Raw genomic sequence first — 24320 nt, 5'->3', positions numbered from 1 at the left:
ATAATTCAAAATCCGCGTTGGCGTTTAGCTTCAAATATAAGTATTGCTGCTGATACAGAAACATTCATTGAGTCAATCTCACCTTGCATGGGAATGATGATATTTTTGTCGGCATTTTCTAACCATGTATCACTTAAGCCTGTTGATTCTGTACCTACCACGATTGCAGTTGCTTGGGTATAATCAATATTTATGTAATTATCAGATGCACTTAGCGCAGCACAATAAATTTTTAGTTTTTTATCTTTTAAAAAACTGATGATTTCTTCTGTTGAACCTAAGCCGATTTGTTGCGTAAATACGCATCCCACACTTGATCTAATGATGTTTGGATTATATATGTCCGATTTTGGGTTTGCGATTAAAACCGCATCTAAATTTGCTGCATCTGCCGTTCTTAACAAGGCCCCAATATTTCCCGGTTTTTCTGGAGCTTCAGCTACCAAAACTAAAGGATTATTTCTTTGAAATTTTAAATTCTCTAAAGCATGAGTTTTTACTTTGGCAATAGCAATAATGCCTTCTGTAGTTTTTCGATAGGCTAGTTTTTCATAAATAAGTTTAGAAATTATAATTAGTTGATGACTTACTTTTTCGATTTGTAGTGCTGAATCTCTCAAGTCTTCGCAAATTAATACTGTTTCAAGCTCAATTCCTCTTTTTAGGGCTAACTCTAATTCTTTCTGCCCTTCGATAATAAAAAGGCCTAGTTTTTTTCTTATTCGAGATTTTTCTTGAAGCTGTAAAACCTTCTTAACCAAAGGGTTTTGCAAACTTGTAATTGTTTTTTGTTCCTCCACACTTTAAAAGTAGGTATTCCAGTAATTTTATAGGCGCCATTCCGACATAAATCACAAATAACAAATCATGAAATATATTTCTCTATTCTATCTTTTATTCTTTATTATTTGTTGTAAGCCTGCTCCTAAAGAAGCTAAAGAAATTATTAAAGAAGAATCAAAAGAAGCGACTATAGTCAAAACATACCCAAAAAGTTTAGAGCAGATATTTGAAGCTCACGGAGGACTTGATGTTTGGAAAAAACAGCGCACCCTAATATATACCATAACTAAAGAAAGTAACCCTGAGACACATACGACCGATTTATGGAATAGGAATGACCGAATTGATACCGAACAATTTTCAATGGGTTTTGATGGAAAGCCCTGGTTACTTGATTCTAATAAAAATTATAAAGGCAATGTAGAGTTTTACCATAATCTGATGTTTTACTTTTATGCCATGCCTTTTGTATTGGCTGATGATGGTATTGTTTATGGTGAAACTGAAGATTTGGTTTTTGAAGGTGTCAATTATCCAGGAATAAGTATCAGTTACAACAATGGCGTTGGAACTACACCAAAGGATGAATATTTTATTCATTTTGATGCTGAAACCCATCAAATGTCATGGTTAGGTTATACGGTAACATATAGAAGTGGCGAAAAATCTGATAATGTAAAATGGATTCGATATGATAATTGGGCAGCAGTAAATAACTTGGTTTTACCCAAATCAATTACATGGCATAATTATGAAGGGCGTGAGATTCAAGAGGCTCGTAATACAGTGGACTTTGAAAATATTTCAGCGACTGAGGTCAGACTTTCAGATGAATTTTATGCTAAACCAGAAAAGGCGATGTATTGGCAAAAACCTCAAAAGTAAATTTAAAGGAATTTAATTTTCATTGAAATGAAAATAACTAATTTTTAATTTAAACGTTTCGAATAGCTACTGGGATAGTAGCTATTCGATGTTTTTGTTTCTTCAAATTTTACTTTCCTTCAAACTTACCCATATACCTTTTCCAAAGCTCAGTTTGGTGTGTTTCTAAAGATAAATCACGTCCATCAATATAAGCTTTGCTCAATTGATTGGTGCGCATGTCTAAAGCATCACCTTCGGATATAAAAAGTGTAGCACTCTTACCAACTTCTAATGAGCCATAATTGGCATCAATACCTAATATTTTAGCATTATTACTAGAAATTAGTTGTAAGGCAGTTTCCCTATCTAAACCTTGCGCCACCACTTGGCCAGCATAAAAAGGCAGGTTTCTAGTCTGAAAGTTGGATGCATCAGAATTCTGAAGACCTACTAACAAACCAGCATCAACTAGTATTTTTGGAAGTTTAAAAGTGAAATCATAGTCATCATCTTCAAAGAAGGGCAGTGTGTGAGTAAATCTCACCAATACTGGTATATCATTTTCTTTTAAAAAATCAGTTACTTTATGAGCATGATATCCACCAACTAAGACAACATGTTTAACTCCAGCATCTTTGGCAGAGGTTACGGCATCCATTATTTCCCTTTGACCGTGGGCATAAATATATAATTTTTGTGTACCATCAAAAAGTCCTTGCATTGCTTCAAATGGTTGATTGCTTTCTTTGGCAATAGTTTTACCATATGCAACAGAATTACCCATAAAACTTTTGACCTCATCAACATCTTTTTGGTAGTTTTTATTGGGTTGATACCCTCTCGGTTCACCCATCCACCAGCGACCTCTTCTAAAGGTATTTGGCCAGTTTAAATGAATACCATCGTCAACTTTTACAGCGGCGTCTTCCCAGTTCCAAGCATCAAATTGAACAATGGATGAAGTGCCTGAAATGCGACCACCTTGTGGAGTAATTTGACTTAGTAAAACCCCATTAGGTCGCATACTTTCCACTACTTGTGATTCTGCATTGTAAGCAATTAAACTGCGAATATGTGGTATGATGTCGCCAATTTCATCTTGATCATCACTGGCGCGCACTGCATTTACTTCTACTAAACCCAGAGATTTTCCAGGTGCTATAAAGCCAGGGTATACGTGCTTTCCTTTAGCATTAATCACCTTGCCAATTCGGGCAATCTTCATTTTTGCATCACCAACGAAAGTGATTTTACCGTCCACAAACATGATAAGTGAGTTTTCAATAACTTTTCCATTTCCTAAATGTGCAACGGCACCTTCAATGGTTATTGGCTCAGATTGTTTATCTGCGGGAGTTTGTTGCCCTATTAGTGCAAAACCCCATAAAATTGCTAATACTATATTTAATTTTTTCATTTTTAATTATTTTAAAGGGTGTCACACTCAAATCGTGCTTTTTTGTTTTGTCTTGGCCCTTGCATTTTTGCACCACCATCTTTTTCGTTAAGCATCAATGTTATCAGTTTATTGCGCTCTTTCTGAATGGTTTCTCGCTGTACTTTATCTTTTTCTAAATCAAAATATACCGCTCCTTCAATGATTGTTTTTTCTGCCTTAGCATATACTGACATTGGATAATCAGACCAAAGTACCAAATCAGCATCTTTACCGACCTCAATAGTGCCAACCCTATCATCAATATGAAGTAATTTTGCAGGGTTTAAAGTGACCATTTTCCACGCCTCTATTTCTGAAACTCCGCCATATTTAATGGTTTTTCCTGCCTCTTGATTTAATCTACGAGACATTTCGGCATCGTCACTGTTGATAGCAACGGTAACTCCTTGACTTGCCATTATTGCAGCATTATGGGGAATAGCATCTTTAACCTCGTATTTGTATGCCCACCAGTCGCTAAAAGTAGAACCACCAACACCGTGTTCAGCCATTTTATCGGCTACTTTGTAACCTTCCAAGATATGAGTAAAGGTGTTGATTTTAAAGTTGAACTGATCAGCAACTTTCATTAGCATATTAATTTCACTTTGTACATAAGAGTGACAACTTATATACCTTTCACCATTTAAAATTTCAGCCAAGGTTTCCATTTCTTCATCATAGCGATAGGCTTTACCAGACTTCTTATTACTATCATATTCCTTAGCTCTTTGAAAGTAATTGATGAATACTTGTTCAACACCCATTCTGGTTTGAGGAAAACGTGAAAAGCTTTGCCAATTTGATTGTTTTACATTTTCACCTAAGGCAAACTTTATAAATTTGGGCATATTAGGAAATAAAAGCCCGTCTACGCCTTCACCCCATTTCAAACGTAATACTGCTGAACGCCCACCAATAGGATTTGCAGAGCCGTGTAACAATTGAATGGTTGTAACTCCTCCGGCAAGATTTCTGTATAAATCAATATCTCGCGGATCAACTACATCTTCCATTTTAACTTCAGCTGTAGAATTATGTCCTGCTTCATTAATAGCTAATGCTCCAATATGTGAATGTTCATCAATAACACCAGCAGTTAAATGTTTGCCTGTTGCATCAATTTCTTTTGCACTGCCACCGCTTAGGTCTTTACCTACTTTACTAATTTTACCATTTTTAACTATTACATCGGTATTTTCTAATATGGTTTCCCCTGTCCAAACAGTTGCATTTTTAAAAATTAGAGTTTCTTGCTTTGGTTTTGAGATATTACCGTAACCAATATTTGGGTAAGTCATCGTTACCAATTCTGGGGCTCCTTTTTCTTTGGTTTTCTTCCTTACCGCAGCTTCAAAAGAACTAGTTTTATTTGCTGTAAACGAACTTTCTTTACCAGAAGGAAGAATCAGTTTTCCATTAAGGTTATCAGAGTTTTTTGAGACCAAACTTGTCATTCTATAAATTTTTCCATCTTCAGAAGTGATAGAAAAGTTCAACCAATCAGTAGCATAATCAATTTTAGATTTTAGCTTAGTCGTATCTTTTTTGATTTCAACCTTGGGTTTGCTAATTTCTCCAGTTATGGACATTTTATAAGACTGACCGCCTGCGGTCAAATCATAGTTACCTCTGATGTCTTTTTGATTTTTATTATTAATAACGTTTTTAGTGCCTTGAACCCAATTTTCGTAGAGTGTTGTGCTTTTATCAAAAATATCCCCAGATGTGATTAGAAAGTTGGCCTGTCTACCTGATTGTAATGTACCTATCATACTAGATTTTCCTAGGATACTCGCGGGCACAGTTGTCAGAGCTTCAAGTGCTTTAGTTTTTGAAAGACCATGTGCTATGGCTTTTATCAACATTGCTTTAAAATTCGAAGGCGATTTTAACTCATGCGTAGTCAAAGAGAATTGAACCCCATTATCTTCTAAGATCTTTGGGTTTGTTGGAGCTAGGTTCCAATGGCGCATATCAGAAAGATTTACATAATCTGCTGAATACGGATTTGAAACATCATAGGCTTTTGGAAAATTGATAGGAATAATCAATTTAGCATTAGTGTTTTTAACTGCACTGATGTACTGGTATTCATCACCACCTCCTAGAATTGCGTATTGAATTCCGAATTGGTCGCCAATTTTATCTGCACGCATTATATTACCATTACTGCCGGCAGTAAAAATTTGAGGTAAGCCTTTATTTTCTATAAGCGCTTCCAAAGACCGATCTTTAGTTGATACATTACCTTTTGCATACCAATCTAGATCATAATGTAACTGACGTAATAAGGCTGTCGCTCCCATTAGTGATGTAGGGTACGATTGTCTTTTAGCGATACTTTTAGAAAATGAAAAGTACTGTGCTGATTGATCTTCCAAAATTCTATCACCGTCACTACCAGAACTATTTAAGGCAACAAGAACACCAGTTCCTCTTGCTATGCCATCTTGAATATGGCTATTTACAACCCCGAAGCCCGCTTTACGTAATTCCCCAGCTTTTTTATTATCAAATTTGAATTTAGATATTGCTTCATTTTCCGGCATGATATGATCATTCCAGTAAAACCCTTCACGAGTAGCTTCATACTGTGAAGCACGGCCACGTCCGGGAGCACGTTTTGGTTTTTCTACTCCGAAAGCAGAATAAGCATCAATGAAAGAAGGATAAACAGATTTTCCTTCTAGATTTTCAATCACTGCGTTTTTAGGAATAGAAATTGAAGTGCCTACTTCGACAACTTTGCCGTTTTGAATTAGTAATGTACCCTTTTCTAAAATTTGGGTTGGTGTAACATATATTTTGGCATTAGTAAATGCCATATAATTGTTATTTTTTGATTTAACACCATCATTTTCAGGGAAGTAGTCCTGTGAAAATGTAGTAGCACAGCACCATAACAGGGTTAGTGCAAATAATTTTAATTTCATTGAAGTGTTTTTTGAATTAGCTGTCTAAAGGTAGCAGAACAGTATTAGTTCTGCAAGTTCAAGTCTTGCCAAAAATAGGTATACCAAAAATCGCTATCAAAATTCACCAATAGCCCTACCACGGCATTGTAGCTTTCGATACCTCTTTCTTGGTTATTAGCTTTTAAAAAAGTATTAAAAACGGACTTAAAGATGGGTTCTGTTGGGTTTTCATATTGTGCCCAGAAATCATTCAATTCTTGGTAGTTGTTTTTCACTCCTGGACTTAATTGAGCAAATATAATTTGAAAAGCTTCCTCATCTCTATTTTTTAGATCTGAGAGACAGTAAGCTAATATATGCGATAGAGAAGCATATTTGAAATACAAATCTTTGTTACTAAAGGTGACTAACATACCAATGAAATTGGTGGCACTTTCAGAAGAATATCCAATTTGATGCCCAACCTCATGACCACTAATTGATGGTAACCTAAGTTTTGGTGCAATTGCATTAACCTGTGCTTCATTGGTGAAGGGGTTTAAGTAACCTCCGTAACCCATATATGTCAATGGAGTTGAATATAATGACGATTTTAAACTAGGTGTTTGATATTCAAAAAATGGAAAAATAGTTGAAGCTCTACTATAACTTTCTAAGGTTTTAATATAAATATCCTTAGTGGAATATGGTATTTGAACCGCTGTGATCGTGTCGTTGGTTAAATAGTTTTGAGATAGATTGGTATACTTTACCATTTTTAAAGTGAATTCCACTAATTCCTCTTTTGAATATTCTATTTTGAAATTCATTTTTTCATTGATGGGCAAACGATAATAATTCATTCCCCAGAATAAATGAAAAATGAAGTAGGCAATGGATAAGAATAAGCCCAAATGTTGCAGGAATTGTTTTGGTGTTTTTCTAATTGACTTTCCAAACAAATAAAAGTACCTAAATACTGATAATACTAGTAAAGTATAAAAAAGGTCACCAATAGAAAAAGGAATCCAACCGAATAGTATTCTTAAAAATTTAGAAATGAATGGGTAAAGGCCCTCCGAATAATATTTTTCTACTAAATCGGGATAACTACCAAACCATTTTACAAAAATAATCTGGGGAATTATAGATATCGCCAGTAGTTTTTTGTAGTACTTCATTAGAGTTTAGTTGCCCTTAAATTTTAGTTATACTCAGGATTTTTACTTTTTATTTCTTCTCGAACCATTGCACCAGAAATAGTGAGTTCTTCCATAGTCCAATTACCGTTTGCCGCTGCATTAGGTTTTAACGCTGCTGAAAGTTCTTGTTTATCGGCAATTGACCAATTGCACCATGATATTTTATTATCGTCTAAAAATTGCCACCATCTATTAGCTTCGGTCTGGTCAATTGAACCATCTCCTGATGCTTCACTTACCCCGTATTCTGTAACAAATAGTGCAAGACCGCTATTAATTGCTTGCTGCGCTATTTCACGTAGTTCCGATTTATGTGTTGCTGCATAGTAGTGTAAGGTATAGGCAATATTGCTAGCTTCTATTTCATTTCCAATGACCTCATCTACGCGCTGAGACCAATTTCTAGTACCACAAACAATAATGTTATCGGGGTCGTGCATTCTTATGGATTGAATCACTTCGGTGTGATATGGTTTTAAAACCTCGTTCCAACTAACATCTAATGGTTCGTTATAAATTTCATAGATGATGTTGGGTTGGTCTCCGTACTTTTTGGCTACTTCAGTAAAAAATTCTTTGGCCTGCTCAAGATAGTTTTCAGCATGATGACTATGCCAATCGACTATGACATAAATATCATTTTCTATAGCAGCATCAATTACATCAAAAACTTTTTGCTTTTCAATCTCTGGATTAGTAATATAGCCTAAGTCTTCATCAACAGCCATTGCTGCCCGAACAATATTACATTGCCAATCATCTGTTAACCAATTAATAGCTTCGGCATTATAATATTTACTAATCCACTGACTCCAAAATAATGACATCCCACGAAGTTGAACGGGGATGTCATTTTGGTCTAGTATTTTATTTCCACTTACTTTTAATTGCCCATGCGTTGCTACAGCAGAAGTCAAGCTTGTCTCGGCATCCCTTAACTCTTCGGTTTCTGAAGAGTCATTAACGGTTATAGGGTTTTTATTCTCACTTGAGGAAGTACAACTCACCAAAATGGTCAGTAAAATAGCAAATAACACATAGGGCCGTTGTAGCATAGTAAGCGTTATTTTATTGAATTCCTACCATTTCTAAATCAAAAACTAAAGTAGAACCTCCAGGAATTGGCCCATAGTCATTATCTCCATAACCTAAATGTGGAGGAATAAATAACCTTACTTTATCTCCAACCTTCATAGTCAACATTCCTTCTTTAAAACCGGCTGCTAATGGAGCTTCAGCGCTATATTCACTTATCATTGGACTAAATTGACCTCTATGCATTTGTTTGATTTGAGCTAAGTTGCCAAATTTTTCTGCTACTTCAGCTAAACTGGTATCGAATAAAGTTGCATCTGCTAGTAACCAACCTGCATAATTTAAAGCAACTTTTTGACCAATTTTGGGTTGCTCTCCTTCTCCCTTTTTTAATGAAAATATTTTAAGTCCACTCGTAGTTCCTACAGCATTTGCTTGTTGTTCTCTTAGTTCAGTGACAAAATCAGCTTTCATTTTTGCCATTTCTGCAATAACTTTCTCTTCTTCAGCAAAATAATCGGTCATTATTTGAATAGCATCGAACTTTTTAGCCTCCTTGCCATTTCTAATAATTTCAACCTTATTCATGGTTACTTGAACTTCAGGTTTGTTTTGAGCTAACACCTTCACATTAGCAATAGTATCAACTACGTCAATACCAGCAACTACTTTTCCAAAAATGGTATGAATACCATCTAGCCAAGGTGTTTCTTTATGAGTTATAAAGAATTGGCTTCCGTTGGTCTTTGGACCACCGTTCGCCATTGATAATAAACCTTTCCCTGTGTGTTTTAAAGAATCTACTATTTCATCCTTAAATTTATAACCTGGATTCCCCGTGCCATTGCCTAAATAATCACCACCCTGAATCATGAAATCTTTCATAACTCTATGAAAAGTGAGTCCGTCATAGAAAGGTTTTTCTTTAAACTGTTCGCTTACAAAAGGACTATTGCCTTCTGCTAAGGAAACAAAATTGGCAACAGTAACTGGTGTGGCGTCATGGTACAACTGCACCACTATATCACCTTTATTAGTTTGAATATCTGCGTAAATCCCATCACCTAAATCAGCATATTTACTTGATTTACAGCTTGAAAAAATCAAACATAAAATAGTGGAATAAATAAAAAATCTTTTCATGGTATGCTTACATTTAATTTAAACTATCTTTTTTATTGAGAATTTTTAATAATTCAAGACTTGATATGATAGGTGTCTTTGGACCTATTTTATTATCATCACCTTTATAACCATATGCCTGAGAAGATGGAAAAAGAAATGTAGCTTTTTCACCTTCCTTTAAAAGCTTAACAGCATTTCTCAAACCAGGAAATAATTGTGACTTATCAATGGCATGTTGCACAATACCAATGTTATCGCTAGAATAAAGTGTATCGTTATTGAAACTCATCAATGTGTAGGTCAGTAATACTTCATCATCGGTTTTTAGTTCGTAATCTGAAGTTTCATTTTTAGTTTCAAATTTATACCAGAACCCATTATTACTAATAGAGTAAGAATTCATTGAATCTCTCTGTATAAAGGCTAGTATTAGTTGTTCTTCTTGTTGAAGTAGCTTTTTACTACGTTCGATTGAATTCTCATAAAAACTACCTGATTTTACTTGAATCGGCTTTCTAGGTTCCGTTTCACCGCATCCCCAAAATAGAACTATACTTAGAAGTAATAAGGTTCGAATCATGAATTGAGTTGTTTTTGATAATTTTTCAAAAGTTCAATAAATCTTTCTGTGGTTTCTTCCATATTAAAATCACTTCGACCCCCGGCAGCATTGGTATGCCCTCCGCCATTAAAATGTTCTCTAGCAAATTCGTTAGCCGAAAAATCACCTATTGATCTGAAGGAAATTTTTATAATGCCTTCTTCTTTATTTTCTATAAAGATTACAGCAAAAATAATTCCATCTAAGGTTAATCCATAATTTACAAAGCCTTCTGTATCACCTTTACTGTAATTATGTTTGTCAAGTTCGTCTTGAGACATAGTGATATAGGCAGTTTTATACTTTTCTAAAATCACTAAATTATTTAGCGCGACCCCCAATAAGTGCAATCTAGCAGGCGAATTGTTGTCAAAAACCTGCTGATGAATTTGCATGTTTTCGGCACCCTTGTCTATAAGTTGAGCAGCTACTCTATGTGTTTGACTAGTGGTCGAAGCGTATTTAAAAGAACCTGTATCTGTCATGATACCAACATAAAGACACGTGGCAATGTCTTTAGATATTTTGCTAACACCATCTAAAGAATCAATGAAGTTATACACCATTTCACAGGTTGAACTCATGCTAACATCAGAATACGTTACTCTAGCATAATCACTTGGTTGTTGGTGATGATCTATCATTATAAAATCCGCACTAGCAGCCTCTAAGTAAGATTCCATTTGTCCAGTTCTTGACAAGTGATTAAAATCTAAAGTAAAAATTAGCGTAGCTTCTGCAATAAGTCTTTTAGATTGTGAATTTTCTCGTTCGAAATTTAGAATTTCTTCATTACCAGGAATCCATTTTAAAAATTTTGGATAGTCATTTGGAGCTACCACAGTAGAATTTTGGCCTAAACAATCAAGAAATTTTGACAGCCCTAAACACGAGCCAATAGCATCACCGTCAGGATTTTTATGTGGTATAATAACAATGTTTTGAGGAGTTGCAAGTAGCGACTTTATAGTAGCGATGTCAGCTGAATTCATGCGTTCAAAGATACAATAATATAACACAGTGCTAATTCAAGAAGCGCTATTTTTACGTTGTTAAAAAATTAATATCATGCGTAATATTTTTTTTGTCATAGTTCTTTTGTTTTTATTAATTGGATGTAAGACAAAGACATCTACAACAGAAAAAAGATTAAATAACAACTCAGCTACCACAACAGATTTTGTCATAACCTTTGGTTCTTGTAATAAACACAATGTTGAAAATATTTTTTGGGACGATATTTTAGGACAAAACCCAGACGTGTTTATTTGGGGAGGCGATATCATTTATGCAGATACTGACGATATTACAAAACTTAGGGAGTTCTATGATATGCAAGATGCGGTACCTGGCTATTCGTTACTAAAAAAAGAAACTTTTATTACAGGTACTTGGGATGACCATGATTATGGACTTAATGATGGTGGGGTAGAATTTTCAGCTAAGAAAGGAAGTCAACAAGCATTTTTAGATTTCATGGATGTGCCTGAAAGGGATGCAAGAAGAGAACGAGATGGCGTTTATTCATCTCAATTGATTTCAAAACCAAATGGCTCAGTAAAGATTATCAACTTAGATACAAGGTTTTTTAGAACAAACCTCACAGATGATAAGGCAGAAGGAAGAAGATACAGAGCTAACGATTATGGAGAAGGTACTATTCTAGGTGTGCAACAATGGACATGGCTTCAAGATGAATTAAATAATTCAAAAGCAGATTTTAATTTAATTATAAGTAGTATTCAGTTTTTATCAGATAAACATGGTTTTGAAAAGTGGGCCAATCATCCGGCTGAAGTTGATAAAATGAAACAAATTATCAGTACTTCAAAAGCAAAAGGAGTAATCATTCTGTCAGGCGACCGTCATATCTCTGAATTTTCTAAAACTGATGTTGAAGGTATGTCTTATCCTTTGTTAGACTTTACTAGTAGTGGTTTAACACATTCGTATTCCAGCTTTAGTGGAGAACCTAACCCTTATCGTGTTGGTGATGTAACCTTTGTTCCTAGTTACGGTCTTATTGAAATAAATGTGGAAAGTAGTACAGCATTGCTTAAAATTATGGGTGATAATGGAGAAGTTTTACAAGAATTAAAACAAAGGTTTTAATATGGTAAAGCTGTTTAAAAACCTTATTTTTGCGCAAAATTTTAGATAATGACAACAAATAGAACGTTTACCATGATCAAGCCAGATGCTGTTGAAAACGGACACATCGGTGCTATTTTGGAAAAAATAACAGCTGCTGGTTTTAAAATTGTAGCTATGAAATTTACGCAATTAAGCAAGCGAGATGCAGAAGCTTTTTATGCTGTTCATAGTGAGCGCCCATTTTTTGGTGAGCTAGTACAATTTATGACCAGAGGACCAATTGTTGCTGCAATTTTAGAGAAAGATAATGCCGTTGAAGATTTCAGAGCATTGATTGGAGCTACTAATCCTTCTGAAGCTGCTGAGGGTACAATTAGAAAACTTTTTGCCACAAGTATTGGTGAAAACGCTGTACATGGTTCTGATAGTGACGAAAATGCTGCTATTGAAGGTGCATTTCATTTTTCAGGAAGAGAAGTTTACTAGAGAATAATATATATAATGTAAAAAAACCACCTCTTTGGGGTGGTTTTTTTATGGTCAGTATTTATGTATTTAACAAATAATTATTGCATAAATTGAGCAGTTTACTCTATTTTGTGTTTCATTAAAATGAAATGGTGCTTCCTTTTTCAATACCATCTTTTTTAAATTTAAAAATCCAAAATGAAATTAAGAACCACATCTTTTCCGCTAGCAATGCTCTTTTTAGGTGCTTTGTTTTTCACTACAAATACTTTGCCAGCACAGAAAAAGAAAAAGAAGAAAGAACTGGTTGAAGAAACCACAAAAAAGAAGACAAAAGAGAAAACAATTGATGAACTTGTAAAGTCAAGCGAGAAATTAGAGGGACTTTTTACTATTTATCGAGACACCGTAAACGGTTCCATTCAATTGCTGGTTTCGGAAGACCAATTGAATAAAGAGTTTATCTATTTCACCCAAGTGGCAAATGGAGTGACAGATGCCTTTAGTTTTAGAGGTGCTTATCGCGGTTCACGAATATTTACCATTCAAAAATATTATGATAAATTAGAATTTGTTTATGAGAATTTGTCCTATTATTTTAATCCTGAGAATGCTCTGTCAAAATCAAGTAACGCTAATATAAGTGAGGCGCCATTGGCAAGTTTTAAGATTGAGGCACATGATACGGAAAAAGAGCTTTATTTGATAAAGGCTAGCAATTTGTTCTTGAAAGAAACCTTATCACAAATCAAACCACCGAATTTCCCCGGCAGAAAACCAACAGACTTTTCTTTGGGGAATCTTGATAAGGATAAAACAAAAATTAATTCAATTAAAAACTATCCTAAGAACACTAATCTTACGGTGTCTTACGTCTATTCAAAAAGCTCAGTTCTCAACGGTGGAAGCCAAGCCGTAACCGATGGAAGAAATGTTGCTATACAAATGTACCACAGCTTTATTGATCTTCCTGAGAATGGATATAAATCTCGTTTTGATGACCCACGAGTGGGTTATTTCTTTACTTCACAGAACGATATGACATCCGTTAATGCTGCTAATTATAGGGATAAAATCCACCGATGGAACTTGGTGAAAAAAAATCCTGAGGCGGCCATTTCGGAACCTGTAGAGCCTATTACTTGGTGGATTGAAAACTCTACCCCACTTGAATTTAGGGAAACTATTAAGCAGGGTGTTTTGGAATGGAACAGAGCATTTGAAAAAGCTGGATATAAAAATGCTATGGTTGTTAAGGTTCAACCAGACGATGCAGATTGGGATGCAGGCGATATTCGCTATAATGTGTTGCGATGGACATCATCACCAAACCCACCTTTTGGAGGGTATGGACCTAGTTTTGTAAACCCTAAAACAGGCCAAATCTTGGGTGCTGATATCATGTTAGAATTTGTTTACCATACAAATAGAGTTCGTGTTGAGAAACTATTTGATGCCATTACCGCGGCTGATAGTGATAAGGAGATTTGGAATAATGAGGGACATAACCAAATTAATTGTTCGTATGGCCATATGATGCAATTCAATACGCAGTTCGGACAAACGGTATTAGAATTGGTAGATGCAAACCCATTGGAGATGGAAGGTCTCCGTAAAGAAGCAATGCTAGAACTCATTATGCATGAGGTTGGACATACCTTAGGGCTTAATCACAATATGAAGGCGAGTCAATTATTTAGTCCTGAAGAACTGGATAATCCTGAATTCTTAAAAGGCAAGGCCCTTGTAGGTTCTGTTATGGACTATACCGCAATTAATGTTGCCAATGACCCAGAAAATCAAGGTCCATATTATAGTACTACAATCGGTCCGTACGATGAGTGGGCCATTCAATTTGGCTATCAAGAGTTTGAGGATGCCAACGAAATGGAAAATTTGCTGAACAAATCAACAAAACCGGAACTAATTTTTGGTAATGATGCAGATGATATGCGTGCGCCAGGAAAAGGTATTGACCCTAGGGTAAATACGGGTGACTTATCAAATGACCAGATTGCATATTCTTTAAAGCGTATTGATTTGGTGAATGGAATGTTCGGGAAGATAAAAGATAAATACACTGATAAGGGAAGTAGTTATAATGACTTAAGAATAGCACATGCAATTCTAATGGGGCAATATGCCCAAGCTGGTAATGTGATATCAAGGTTTATAGGTGGAGTTTATGTAGATCGGTCAACTATAGGGCAAGAAGGTTCCACAATGCCCTTTACACCGGTAGCTTACAAAGACCAAAAAAGGGCAATGGAAGCACTTAACAAAAGCTTCTTTTCAAAAGAAGCCTTTAAAACACCTAATGATCTCTATAATTATTTGGCAAGACAGCGCAGGGGGTTTAACTTTTTTGGTGGTCCTGAAGATCCTAAAATCCATGCCACGGTATTAAGATTTCAAACAAATATTATGCGTCATATATTGCATCCAAATACAATGCAACGCATTCAAGATTCTGAATTATATGGCAATTCGTATGATTTGGGTGAATTTATGACCGATTTAAATAAAGGGGTTTTTGAGGCTGATATCTATGGTTCAGTAAATTCGTTTAGACAAAATCTACAATTAGCTTACACCAAAAAATTGATAGATATTTTAGTCAGGAAGTCAAATTATACTAATGCAGCAAAATCGATGGCACTATATAATTTAAAAGCAATAAATAGAATGGCCAATAATTCAAGTGGGAACGTAACTTCTAGGGCTCATAAAACACATTTGAGAACGTTAATTTCAAACGCCATGGAAGAAATTAAATAATATATTTATTAGTTTAAAAGATAAAACCTCAATTTAACGAATTGGGGTTTTTTATTACCTCAATATTAATTTTTTAACCAAGTCTTTTCCGAGTTCCTCATTGAGCATGGCAATTATTTTGCTTTTACCCATACTTAATTCTTGTCTTAAAACAGAAGAAGTAAGCGATACAAATAAAGTTTCGTTTCGTAGTTCAACTTGAGCGGTATAGTTATTAACCCCGTTGCCCATTAAACTGGCCCATGCTGCTTTTGCATCAACTTTATCAATTCCTTTTTGAAGTTTATTCTCTTTAATAAACTCATTAAGGGCATCACCCATATTTAGATGTGAGTTTTGTCTCTTAGCCATTAATTCTGAATATTGATAGGTTCATAACGCTTGTAAGAATACGTAATATTGTCCTGATTAACTATAGAAAAAAAGTCTTCTTCTAGCGTAATTATTTGTTCCTCCCAAGAACTTAAGTCATTTTCAAAAGAAATAATTAAACTCCCATCTTTTTCAAAAATGGTAAAGAATTCTGTATCATTTGAGATTACGTAAGAACCATCAAATTTTGGTTGCACTTTCTTTTTAAATCCCTTCAATTTATCCAGCTTAATATAATCAACGCTTGGGTTGACATTATAAGTCTTCTTTTGTCCATTTGAGAATTCAACAGCAGTTATTTCCCAATACCCGTTGAGGAATTCTAGATTTTTTTTGGATACCTTACTAGAGCAACCCACTAAAAAAAACAAAATAAGTATGTACCCGCAGCGCAACATATTACAAGTTAAAAATTTTGTAGCTCTGATGTATACTTTTAACTACATTTTCAGTTCTATCAGGGTGAGTATCACTTATAAAAATTTGCCCGAAAGAGTCATTATCAACTAAAGAGACAATCTGAGAAACTCTACTTTCATCTAACTTATCAAAGATATCATCCAATAGTAAAATTGGGGTAGTCTTAGCTTGTTCTTTGATAAAGTGAAATTGAGCTAATTTTAAAGCTATTAAAAATGATTTTTGTTGTCCTTGGCTTCCAAATTTCTTGATGGGATGACCATCAATTGCAAAGTCTAAATCATCTTTATGAATACCAACACTTGTGTATTGCAGAGCTCTATCTTTTTCAACAGCATTTTTAAGCAGAACTTTTAGCTCTTGTTCTTTTAATTTGCTCTGGTATTCCAATGAAACACCTTCATCTTTTCCAGAAATGTTTAAATATTGCTCTTTAAATATTGGAATAAATGCTTCTAAAAACGCCTGCCTTTTATTATAAATAATAGTACCATATGTATGTAATTGTTCATCATATATGCTCAAAGTATCTTGATCATAAGTACGATTCAAAGCAAAGTATTTCAATAATGAATTACGTTGCAATAATACCTTATTATATTTAATTAAGGTTTTTAGATAGTCCTTATCCGACTGTGAAATAACACCATCTACAAATTTTCTTCTGGTATCACTGCCTTCTGTTATTAAATCACGATCGGCGGGTGAAATTAAAACAAGTGGTAAAAAGCCAATATGGTCAGAGAATTTATCATAGGCTTTACCATTTTTTTTAATGATTTTTTTTAGCCCGCGTTTAAAACTACAAACTACCTTTTCTAACCTTTTGTCTTTTTCAAACTCGCCTTCAATCATGAAGAATTCGGTACCATGCTTAATATTCTGTGTTGCCACCGGATTAAAATAACTTTTACCGAAAGAAAGATGATAAATGGCATCTAAAATATTGGTCTTTCCAATGCCATTAGCTCCCACCAAACAGTTAATTGTAGCGTCGAATTCTAAATTTTGAGAAGAGAAATTCTTGTAATTAACTAACGATAAGCGTTTTAAAAACATATTTTGCTTTCGGACGATGGTTATTTTAATAGGAAAGATTCCAAAAATAACGAATATTTTACCTTTCCGTTTTGGATAAAAACTTTATTTTTGCGCGATTAATAAAATTAAGAATGGCAACATATAAGAAGCGAGGCTATAAACCTAAAAATAAAGCTGAAGAGCATGAGTTTGATGTACAGGATAGTACAACAGCAGAAGTTTTTAGCACGCTAGATGAAAGCGCGTCTAAAACTGAAGCATGGGTTTCAAAGAATCAAAATTTTATACTTGGAGCTATTATTTTGGTCGCTGTTGGTATTTTAGCCTATTTAGGATATAACGAGTTTATTCAAAAGCCTAAAGAACAAAGTGCGGCTAATGAATTGTATTACCCACAACAAAATTTTGACCAAGCAATGACCAATGAAGCTAATAAAGATTCATTGTTGAATTTAGCTTTATTAGGTTCAGAAGGTAAATATGGCTTTTTAGATATTATTAGTGAGTATAAAGGAACAAAAGCTGCAAACTTAGCTAGCTATTCAGCTGGTATGGCTTATTTGAATACTCAAAATTATAAGGAGGCTATTGAGCATCTTGAGAATTTTTCTTCAGATGATGCTGTTTTAGGTGCTCTTGCAAAAGGAGCAATAGGTGATTCATTTTCTCAATTAGGTCAGGCTGAAGATGCTTTAGACTATTATGAGAAAGCAATTGCCCACAATGAGAATGCATATTCTACACCTAAATATTTATATAAAGCAGGCATCACGGCGATGAATTTAGGGTATACGGAAAAGGCATTACAATATTTTGAGCGAATTAAAGCAGACTTTTCTTCTGCCAATGAAGCAACAAATATTGAAGCTTTGATAGGTTCAGTAAAAAAGTAGCATCATGGCTACAGAGAATAAAAATTTATCTACATACGATAAGACAACAATCCCAAACGCGAAAAACCTTCGATTTGGGATTGTTGTTTCTGAATGGAATGAGTCCATTACCGAAGGACTTTATTCGGGGGCATTAAAAGCCTTACTCGATTGTGGCGCATCAGCCCACAACATACTTCGTTGGAACGTTCCCGGTAGTTTTGAGTTAATTCATGGCTGTAAAAAGATTATAACCTCTCAAGAAATAGATGCAGTCATTGCAATCGGGAGTGTCATACGAGGCGAAACAAGTCATTTTGACTATGTGTGTTCTGCGACAGCCCAAGGTATTAAAGACTTGAACCTACAATATGAAGTACCAGTTATATTCTGTGTTCTTACAGATGATAATCTACAACAGTCTATCGATCGAAGCGGTGGTAAACATGGAAATAAAGGTACTGAGGCTGCAATAGCTGCAATTAAAATGGCTGTTCTAGGAAAATAAGATTTCTTTTTTCTAAAATTTAAGCTCCTTTTTTCCTTAACAATTTTTGTGACCTAGGCAATGCGCTATTTTTCGTTTTTAAGTACCTTTGATAATAGAGGTATTGGACACTATGCGTAACTTTTTAAAACTAAGGGGAAATAGAACTTTCGAGTATAAGCCGCGATATTATAAAGGCGATGGTAGTCCATACAAGATTGAACATAAACTTGATAAGTTCCGAAGTACTGCAACGACAAATAGAGGCCTAAAAAATAAATTTTCTTCCGCTTTTGATGATTTAAAAACAGAAGGAGATAGAAATATTAAGATGCGTTTCATTATCATCTTAGCTGTCTTAATTTTGTTGTTTTTGTTTATTATTGACTTCGATTTATCTATATTCTATAGTGCTTAATGGCAGATATTATAAAACTTTTGCCAGATCATGTTGCCAATCAAATTGCAGCAGGTGAGGTAGTACAAAGACCGGCATCTGTAGTTAAAGAATTATTAGAGAATGCAATTGATGCGGGGGCTACCAATATCAAGCTTATCGTTAAAGATGGGGGTAAAGCATTAATTCAGGTAGTTGATAATGGTATAGGAATGAGCGAGACAGATGCTCGTCTTTCTTTTGAACGCCATGCTACTTCAAAAATTTCATGTGCCGAAGACTTATTTAATTTAAACACAAAAGGTTTTAGAGGCGAGGCATTAGCTTCCATTGCCGCAATAGCTCATGTTGATGTTCAAACAAAACCTGAGAATGCCGAATTAGGTTCATTTTTAAAAATTGAAGGAAGTAAAATAACAGCTCAAGATGTAGCGGCAACGCCTAAAGGTACTTCAATTGCTGTAAAAAATTTATTTTTTAATATTCCAGCTAGAAGAAATTTTTTAAAGTCTAATCAAGTGGAGCTCCGCCATATAACAGATGAGTTTCAAAGAGTCGCACTTGTCCATTTTGATGTTGCTTTTCAGTTTTATAACAATGGTTCAGAACTATTTAATTTACCCAAAGAAAACTTTCGACAACGAATTGTCCATGTTTTTGGTGCAAAAATGAATGAACGATTAGTACCGGTTGAAGAAGAAACTGAAGTTGTAAAAGTTTCTGGTTTTATATGCAAACCTGAATTTGCTAGAAAGAGTAGGGGAGAACAATTTTTCTTTGCTAACGGCAGATTCATTAAGAGCCCGTATTTACATCATGCCATTGGTGCAGCCTTTGAAGGTTTAATTAAATCTGAAATGCAACCTGGTTATTTTTTGTTCTTGAACGTTGACCCTAAAGCAATTGACATTAATATCCATCCAACTAAAACCGAAGTGAAGTTTGATGATGAAAATACTTTATATGCAATTTTAAGGTCAACTATAAAACATAGTTTGGGTCAGTTTAATGTGGTGCCAAGTTTAGATTTTGAGCATGACAATAATTTATTAACGCCATATTCGTACCAAGGTAAAGAAGCAGTTGTTCCTAAAGTAACTGTTGATGCTCGATTTAATCCGTTTGAATCTAAGGAATCAAGCACCGTAAGAACAAGCTCTTTTAAAAAGAAGTCGATAGAAGGTTGGGAAAATTTATATACTGACCTTGACGATAAAGACAACTCTTTTAGTAGTGTTCAATTTGAATCACAAATTGAGGTGCCTGATATTTTTGAAGGACAAGAAGAAGATATAGAAACCAATCAGATAGCTTTTCAATTACGTCGAAAGTTTATTGTGACTACAATAAAATCAGGAATGTTGGTCATAAATCAAAACCGTGCACATCAGAGGGTGTTATATGAAAAATTTCTGGCTAATAACGAAGTAAAACAAGGTGTTAGCCAACAATTATTATTTCCGTTAACTCTGGAGTTTACAGGACCAGAAATTCAACAACTTAAGCAATTTCATGAGCATCTCTCAGTATTGGGTTTTATCATGAATTTTGGTAAAAAACAGAAAGTCACTGTGTCAGGTATACCAACTATTATGACTGAAACTTCAATTGGCACAGTATTCGCTGAATTGCTTATAAACAATGAAAGTGAAGTTACAGATGAAGAGGTGTTATCATCTGAAGTTTTAATAGCTAAGATACTTTGTAGAACTTTAGCTTTAAAGAGTGGCCAACCTTTAGATACAACCTCTCAAATAGCTTTGGTAAATGACCTTTTTGGGTGTGAAGAATCGAAGCTAGATCCTTTTAATCGAATTATTTATACTACTATTGAAACAGACTTAATTGAGAAGAAATTTATATAAATGGGAAGAATAACAGAAGCTATAAAACATTTATTGATAATCAATGTACTTTTTTTTATCGCAACTCAGTTGTATGGTGATCAAATGTATCAATGGCTATCACTCTGGTTTATAGAGAACTCAAATTTTCAGTGGTGGCAAGTCATTTCTCATATGTTCATGCATGGCAATTTGATGCATATAATTTTTAATATGTATGCCCTGTGGGCTTTTGGCTCACCATTGGAAAAAGCATGGGGTAGGAATAAGTTTTTATTCTTTTATTTTTCTGCAGGAATAGGAGCCGCGCTATTACATACCGCCGCTAATTATTATTTCTTTAACCAAGGTTTGGAAGCAATTGTTAATAGTGGTATAAATGAATCACAAGTTTTAAAGGTTTTAAAGAATGGTCAATATAGTCCAGACTGGTATGGTTTAGCTGGTCAAAATGTTGTAGAAGGAATGTTGTCAGCCTTTAATACACCTGCAGTTGGTGCATCCGGAGCAGTGTATGGTGTATTGGTTGCTTTTGCGTTTATGTATCCAAACGCCGAATTAATGCTAATTTTTCTTCCAGTTCCTATAAAAGCCAAATATTTTGTTCCCTTAATAATTCTTGGTGATGTGTTTTTTGGTATTTCAGGAACTAATACAGGAATCGCACACTTTGCACATATAGGTGGGGCTCTAATTGGCTTTATTATGATGTGGTATTGGAAAAAAAATCAGTTTAATAAAAACCGTTGGAATTAATATGGCTGGTGGAAACTTACAATATCAATTTAGTAGACTAAATTTTGCAGAAAAGCTCATAGCTGTAAATGTGTTTATCTTTTTGTTGGTAAACCTTTTACCTGTACTTTTCGGTATTTCAAGTGAGCAAATTATAAGCTGGTTTGAGTTGCCTGAGGCCTTAGGTTCGTTTGTATCACAACCTTGGTCGATAGTTACCTATTCCTTTTTTCATGGAGGTTTTGGTCACATTTTTTGGAATATGTTATTGCTTTATTTTTTTGGTAGAATCTTTTTTAATCTCTTCGATAAACAAAAATTCATTGCAGTATATTTTTTAGGGGTTATAGTGGGGGGGCTGCTTTTTATGTTAGCTTATAATGTTTTTCCAACACTATCAGCTACAAATGCTATTTTAATTGGTGCTTCAGCCGGTGTTACAGCAGTATTAATTTTTATTTGCACCTATATTCCAAACCAGGAAATACGGGTTATTTTTTTCAATGTCAAACTATGGCAATTGGGAGCTTTTGTTATTCTAAAAGATGTTGTCACTTTGGCTTCTGGTGAGAACGTAGGCGGAATGTTTGCTCATTTAGGTGGCGCACTTTTGGGCTACGTTTATGCAAGGCAGTTGTTTAAAGGACGCGATATCGGAGAAGGTTTTAATAAATTACTAGATAGTATTGGGGAATTGTTTAAATCTAAAACTAAAAAGGCCCCATTGAAAACGGTTTATAAAAGAAATACTACCAAGAATACAAAAAACAAGGTTGATTACGACAAAGAAAGTCATCAAAGAAAGATAGACGCTATCTTAGATAAAATCAGTAAGTCTGGTTATGAAAGTTTATCACAAGCAGAAAAAGATTTTCTATTCAAAGCGGGTAAAGAAGACTGATATAACAAAGCCTAAATGTTTTATAGACTCCTACTTAATATATTTTTTGCCTTTCTATTATTAATCTCCATTATTATCTATTATATGGGTATTGGCAATGCTGGTATTTTTGGTGTACTTAGTTTGATGGTGCCAATACTAGTTTTTGTGAATCTCGTATTTATGATTGATTGGGTCATTAGAAAAAACTCTAGATTTCTTTTGTCTTTTATTACTTTAACAATAAGTTATTTTGTTTTTGGAAGCTTTTTTAAATTGTTCGGGAATAACGAGAGTGCGATCGGGGACCTTAAAGTACTCACTTATAATACCAGAAGTTTTAACAATAATGAAGCGATTAAAGAGCCAGACATTGATAAAAAAATAATCAAGTTTGTAAATGATTTAGACCCAGATATTATTTGTTTTCAAGAATTCTACCATATTAAACAATATGACGGTAACTTTAAGAATTACCCTTATCGTTTTGTTGATTTTAATGAAGAAAAGCCAAAGGGTAAAATCATTCAAGCTATTTTTTCAAAACATCCTATTTTGAATGAAAAAGTCTTTGAATTCAAAAAAAGTGGAAATAGTGCTATCGCGGCAAACATCTTAATTAATCAAGACACCATAACGGTATATAATGTTCATTTTGAATCATTTGGAATAGTTCCTGACTCTGAAGTGCTTAAGAACGAGAATTCTGGAAGAACACTAAGAAAAATTACAAGAACATTTATTAAACAACAAGCACAGTCTTTACAGATTAGTAATGATATTAACCTTAATAAATATCAAAGCGTACTTTGCGGTGATTTGAATAATACCCAGTTTTCGAGTGTATATAGAGAGGTAATCGGTGATTTTCAAGATTCTTTTTTAGAGACTGGTCATGGTTTTGGTAAGACTTTTAGTTTAAAAGGTTTTCCAATGCGCATAGATTATATACTTGCTGATAATAGTTTTGAGTTCACCTCTCATACTAATTATGAAGTCGAGTATTCAGATCATTTTCCGGTTATGGCGACTTTGAAGTTGAAATCAGATAAGGCTACAGTCGACTAGATCAGCTAGAACATGAATTAATAATCCTATCGCTATAATACGACTCCTTTTAAAAAGTAAGCCCATCGCATATATTCCTATGGCCCAATAACTATGAAGTGGGTGAAAATTAATACTACATCTATGAGGGTCAAAAATTGGAGTTGCAAATACATGATCAACATCAATTAGAATTCCTGCTAATAGAATCAATATGACTCTTTTTTGATTGTTTTTGAAAAAAATAAGACCAATTAAAACAGGAAAAATAAAGTGCGTTCCATAATGTAGCAAGAACCTAAGCATCTAAAAAGGATAAGTTCTGATTTTGTAAATAATTGAGAGCATTAGTACCCTCATTAAATAATAAATCAAGCGTGCTTGAATTTGGAACAAAACCATTGCGATCATCGAAAACTTGAAAATAAGGCTCTTGGCTCAAAGTAAATTCCTTTTTTGCATTAACTAAAAAACGCATATCTAAACCTTCATTAAAATTTAGGTTAAAACTTTCCGTTTTTAAGTATGCTAAATCAATACCTAAAGCTTCGGTAATGAATGCAATAGTTTTTAAATTAAATTCTAGCAACGAATCAAATTCTTCATGAAATAAAGGTTCTAGCTCGTCTTCATAAAACTCGAAATAGGCAGAAGTTCTATAAGATGTTTGTAAAGTTCTCCAATGCTGTCTTTGCCAATTGTAACTATTATCAATTTTTACATCTTTATAGCGTTGTCGACCAGAACTGCCTCCAACGTGTTTTATAGGAATGGTAAGAAGATGTTTTCCTTGGTCATTACATATATTACAACGATTACGAAAAGTCTGTTTTTGATAATTATCATTCACTTCCCAAACGACCTCATTTTTTATCATTGCTGCTACAGTAGCAATATTTGGAAAATAGGTAGGGTGAAATAGTGCTTTCAATTTTTA

Annotated in this window: 24 protein-coding genes; 11 read left to right on the top strand and 13 right to left on the bottom strand. The window is 34.3% G+C overall.

Going from position 1 to position 24320, the window contains the following annotated elements; translation table 11 throughout:
- Positions 1-5: 5 nt before the first annotated feature.
- Positions 6-800 carry an RNA methyltransferase gene (locus tag RM542_RS13020; RefSeq protein ID WP_311386187.1) on the bottom strand — a complete coding sequence of 265 codons (795 nt, stop codon included), beginning with the start codon at positions 798-800 and terminating at the stop codon, positions 6-8.
- A gap of 67 nt (positions 801-867) precedes the next feature.
- Here RM542_RS13020 and RM542_RS13015 point away from each other — a divergent pair, with 67 nt between their 5' ends.
- A complete protein-coding gene (locus RM542_RS13015; protein ID WP_311386186.1) occupies positions 868-1668 on the top strand; it encodes a DUF6503 family protein in 801 nt (266 codons plus the stop codon).
- A 109-nt stretch (positions 1669-1777) separates the two neighbouring features.
- Here RM542_RS13015 and RM542_RS13010 read toward each other — a convergent pair whose 3' ends face one another.
- From RM542_RS13010 to RM542_RS12980, 7 genes are read right to left on the bottom strand one after another with little or no spacing between them, the layout of a single operon-like run.
- Complete coding sequence (locus tag RM542_RS13010; protein ID WP_311386185.1) at positions 1778-3067, bottom strand: amidohydrolase family protein; 1290 nt, start codon at positions 3065-3067, stop codon at positions 1778-1780.
- An 11-nt stretch (positions 3068-3078) separates the two neighbouring features.
- Complete coding sequence (locus RM542_RS13005) at positions 3079-6024, bottom strand: amidohydrolase family protein (protein WP_311386184.1); 2946 nt, start codon at positions 6022-6024, stop codon at positions 3079-3081.
- A gap of 44 nt (positions 6025-6068) precedes the next feature.
- The gene (locus RM542_RS13000) at positions 6069-7166 is read right to left on the bottom strand and encodes a DUF3810 domain-containing protein (protein WP_311386183.1); all 1098 of its coding nucleotides are present in this window, start codon (positions 7164-7166) and stop codon (positions 6069-6071) included.
- Between the two features lie 23 nt (positions 7167-7189).
- Entirely contained in the window at positions 7190-8242 is a 1053-nt protein-coding gene (locus RM542_RS12995; protein ID WP_311386182.1) for a glycoside hydrolase family 5 protein, read from the bottom strand.
- 13 nt (positions 8243-8255) lie between these two features.
- Positions 8256-9365, bottom strand: coding sequence for a peptidylprolyl isomerase (locus RM542_RS12990; RefSeq protein WP_311386181.1), 1110 nt, complete (start codon positions 9363-9365; stop codon positions 8256-8258).
- Between the two features lie 13 nt (positions 9366-9378).
- Positions 9379-9927 (bottom strand): gliding motility-associated peptidyl-prolyl isomerase GldI, encoded by a 549-nt coding sequence (gldI, locus tag RM542_RS12985; protein ID WP_311386180.1) that lies wholly within the window; start codon positions 9925-9927, stop codon positions 9379-9381.
- Positions 9924-10940 (bottom strand): bifunctional oligoribonuclease/PAP phosphatase NrnA, encoded by a 1017-nt coding sequence (locus tag RM542_RS12980; protein WP_311386179.1) that lies wholly within the window; start codon positions 10938-10940, stop codon positions 9924-9926. Before RM542_RS12980 ends, gldI begins: the two co-directional genes overlap by 4 nt.
- A 76-nt stretch (positions 10941-11016) precedes the next feature.
- On the opposite strand from RM542_RS12980, the gene RM542_RS12975 reads away from it, so the two are divergent.
- The 3 genes from RM542_RS12975 to RM542_RS12965 all read left to right on the top strand — a co-directional run bounded on the left by RM542_RS12975 (position 11017) and on the right by RM542_RS12965 (position 15288).
- Entirely contained in the window at positions 11017-12060 is a 1044-nt protein-coding gene (locus RM542_RS12975; RefSeq protein ID WP_311386178.1) for an alkaline phosphatase D family protein, read from the top strand.
- Between the two features lie 48 nt (positions 12061-12108).
- A complete protein-coding gene (locus tag RM542_RS12970) occupies positions 12109-12528 on the top strand; it encodes a nucleoside-diphosphate kinase (RefSeq protein ID WP_311386177.1) in 420 nt (139 codons plus the stop codon).
- Between the two features lie 180 nt (positions 12529-12708).
- On the top strand, positions 12709-15288 hold the full coding sequence (locus tag RM542_RS12965) for a zinc-dependent metalloprotease (RefSeq protein ID WP_311386176.1): 2580 nt from the start codon (positions 12709-12711) through the stop codon (positions 15286-15288).
- 54 nt (positions 15289-15342) lie between these two features.
- On the opposite strand, the gene RM542_RS12960 is transcribed toward RM542_RS12965, so the two are convergent.
- Genes RM542_RS12960 through recF form a run of 3 tightly spaced genes read right to left on the bottom strand, consistent with a single transcriptional unit; the run spans position 15343 to position 17139 of the window.
- Positions 15343-15639, bottom strand: coding sequence for a DUF721 domain-containing protein (locus RM542_RS12960; RefSeq protein ID WP_311386175.1), 297 nt, complete (start codon positions 15637-15639; stop codon positions 15343-15345).
- The gene (locus tag RM542_RS12955) at positions 15639-16031 is read right to left on the bottom strand and encodes a hypothetical protein (protein WP_311386174.1); all 393 of its coding nucleotides are present in this window, start codon (positions 16029-16031) and stop codon (positions 15639-15641) included. The genes RM542_RS12960 and RM542_RS12955 overlap by 1 nt, the downstream gene beginning before the upstream one ends.
- A gap of 28 nt (positions 16032-16059) precedes the next feature.
- Complete coding sequence (gene recF, locus RM542_RS12950; RefSeq protein WP_311386173.1) at positions 16060-17139, bottom strand: DNA replication/repair protein RecF; 1080 nt, start codon at positions 17137-17139, stop codon at positions 16060-16062.
- Between the two features lie 113 nt (positions 17140-17252).
- Between recF and RM542_RS12945 the strand changes: the two genes are divergently transcribed.
- The 7 genes from RM542_RS12945 to RM542_RS12915 all read left to right on the top strand — a co-directional run bounded on the left by RM542_RS12945 (position 17253) and on the right by RM542_RS12915 (position 23404).
- On the top strand, positions 17253-18014 hold the full coding sequence (locus tag RM542_RS12945) for a tetratricopeptide repeat protein (protein ID WP_311386172.1): 762 nt from the start codon (positions 17253-17255) through the stop codon (positions 18012-18014).
- 4 nt (positions 18015-18018) lie between these two features.
- The gene (gene ribH, locus RM542_RS12940; protein ID WP_311386171.1) at positions 18019-18501 is read left to right on the top strand and encodes a 6,7-dimethyl-8-ribityllumazine synthase; all 483 of its coding nucleotides are present in this window, start codon (positions 18019-18021) and stop codon (positions 18499-18501) included.
- 112 nt (positions 18502-18613) lie between these two features.
- Positions 18614-18898, top strand: coding sequence for a riboflavin synthase subunit beta (locus tag RM542_RS12935; protein WP_311386170.1), 285 nt, complete (start codon positions 18614-18616; stop codon positions 18896-18898).
- Entirely contained in the window at positions 18898-20742 is a 1845-nt protein-coding gene (gene mutL, locus RM542_RS12930) for a DNA mismatch repair endonuclease MutL (protein WP_311386169.1), read from the top strand. The genes RM542_RS12935 and mutL overlap by 1 nt, the downstream gene beginning before the upstream one ends.
- Complete coding sequence (locus tag RM542_RS12925; RefSeq protein ID WP_311386168.1) at positions 20743-21477, top strand: rhomboid family intramembrane serine protease; 735 nt, start codon at positions 20743-20745, stop codon at positions 21475-21477.
- A gap of 1 nt (position 21478) precedes the next feature.
- A complete protein-coding gene (locus RM542_RS12920) occupies positions 21479-22357 on the top strand; it encodes a rhomboid family intramembrane serine protease (RefSeq protein ID WP_311386167.1) in 879 nt (292 codons plus the stop codon).
- Positions 22358-22372: 15 nt separating this feature from the next.
- Complete coding sequence (locus RM542_RS12915; RefSeq protein WP_311386166.1) at positions 22373-23404, top strand: endonuclease/exonuclease/phosphatase family protein; 1032 nt, start codon at positions 22373-22375, stop codon at positions 23402-23404.
- Here RM542_RS12915 and RM542_RS12910 read toward each other — a convergent pair.
- Entirely contained in the window at positions 23381-23689 is a 309-nt protein-coding gene (locus tag RM542_RS12910; RefSeq protein ID WP_311386165.1) for a DUF6122 family protein, read from the bottom strand. The genes RM542_RS12915 and RM542_RS12910 overlap by 24 nt on opposite strands.
- Positions 23682-24314, bottom strand: coding sequence for a WbqC family protein (locus RM542_RS12905; protein ID WP_311386164.1), 633 nt, complete (start codon positions 24312-24314; stop codon positions 23682-23684). The genes RM542_RS12910 and RM542_RS12905 overlap by 8 nt, the downstream gene beginning before the upstream one ends.
- Positions 24315-24320 lie beyond the last annotated feature (6 nt).

It is taken from the genome of Croceitalea sp. P059, assembly GCF_031846365.1.
GTDB classification, from domain to species: Bacteria; Bacteroidota; Bacteroidia; order Flavobacteriales; family Flavobacteriaceae; genus Croceitalea; species Croceitalea vernalis.
The sequence above is the reverse complement of the archived record's forward strand: the minus strand, read 5'-3'. Positions and strand labels throughout refer to the sequence as shown.

What these genes read in the sequence shown, in the direction of transcription:
- RM542_RS12975 (WP_311386178.1), top strand. Translation starts at nt 11,017, where the DNA reads ATGCGTAATATTTTTTTTGTCATAGTTCTTTTGTTTTTATTAATTGGA.
- gldI (WP_311386180.1), bottom strand. Translation starts at nt 9,927, where the DNA reads ATGATTCGAACCTTATTACTTCTAAGTATAGTTCTATTTTGGGGATGC.
- RM542_RS12990 (WP_311386181.1), bottom strand. Translation starts at nt 9,365, where the DNA reads ATGAAAAGATTTTTTATTTATTCCACTATTTTATGTTTGATTTTTTCA.
- RM542_RS12920 (WP_311386167.1), top strand. Translation starts at nt 21,479, where the DNA reads ATGGCTGGTGGAAACTTACAATATCAATTTAGTAGACTAAATTTTGCA.
- RM542_RS12965 (WP_311386176.1), top strand. Translation starts at nt 12,709, where the DNA reads ATGAAATTAAGAACCACATCTTTTCCGCTAGCAATGCTCTTTTTAGGT.
- RM542_RS12980 (WP_311386179.1), bottom strand. Translation starts at nt 10,940, where the DNA reads ATGAATTCAGCTGACATCGCTACTATAAAGTCGCTACTTGCAACTCCT.
- RM542_RS13005 (WP_311386184.1), bottom strand. Translation starts at nt 6,024, where the DNA reads ATGAAATTAAAATTATTTGCACTAACCCTGTTATGGTGCTGTGCTACT.
- RM542_RS12915 (WP_311386166.1), top strand. Translation starts at nt 22,373, where the DNA reads ATGTTTTATAGACTCCTACTTAATATATTTTTTGCCTTTCTATTATTA.
- RM542_RS13000 (WP_311386183.1), bottom strand. Translation starts at nt 7,166, where the DNA reads ATGAAGTACTACAAAAAACTACTGGCGATATCTATAATTCCCCAGATT.
- recF (WP_311386173.1), bottom strand. Translation starts at nt 17,139, where the DNA reads ATGTTTTTAAAACGCTTATCGTTAGTTAATTACAAGAATTTCTCTTCT.
- RM542_RS13010 (WP_311386185.1), bottom strand. Translation starts at nt 3,067, where the DNA reads ATGAAAAAATTAAATATAGTATTAGCAATTTTATGGGGTTTTGCACTA.
- RM542_RS12960 (WP_311386175.1), bottom strand. Translation starts at nt 15,639, where the DNA reads ATGGCTAAGAGACAAAACTCACATCTAAATATGGGTGATGCCCTTAAT.
- RM542_RS12935 (WP_311386170.1), top strand. Translation starts at nt 18,614, where the DNA reads ATGCGTAACTTTTTAAAACTAAGGGGAAATAGAACTTTCGAGTATAAG.
- mutL (WP_311386169.1), top strand. Translation starts at nt 18,898, where the DNA reads ATGGCAGATATTATAAAACTTTTGCCAGATCATGTTGCCAATCAAATT.
- RM542_RS12995 (WP_311386182.1), bottom strand. Translation starts at nt 8,242, where the DNA reads ATGCTACAACGGCCCTATGTGTTATTTGCTATTTTACTGACCATTTTG.
- RM542_RS13015 (WP_311386186.1), top strand. Translation starts at nt 868, where the DNA reads ATGAAATATATTTCTCTATTCTATCTTTTATTCTTTATTATTTGTTGT.
- ribH (WP_311386171.1), top strand. Translation starts at nt 18,019, where the DNA reads ATGGCTACAGAGAATAAAAATTTATCTACATACGATAAGACAACAATC.
- RM542_RS12910 (WP_311386165.1), bottom strand. Translation starts at nt 23,689, where the DNA reads ATGCTTAGGTTCTTGCTACATTATGGAACGCACTTTATTTTTCCTGTT.
- RM542_RS12970 (WP_311386177.1), top strand. Translation starts at nt 12,109, where the DNA reads ATGACAACAAATAGAACGTTTACCATGATCAAGCCAGATGCTGTTGAA.
- RM542_RS12945 (WP_311386172.1), top strand. Translation starts at nt 17,253, where the DNA reads ATGGCAACATATAAGAAGCGAGGCTATAAACCTAAAAATAAAGCTGAA.
- RM542_RS12925 (WP_311386168.1), top strand. Translation starts at nt 20,743, where the DNA reads ATGGGAAGAATAACAGAAGCTATAAAACATTTATTGATAATCAATGTA.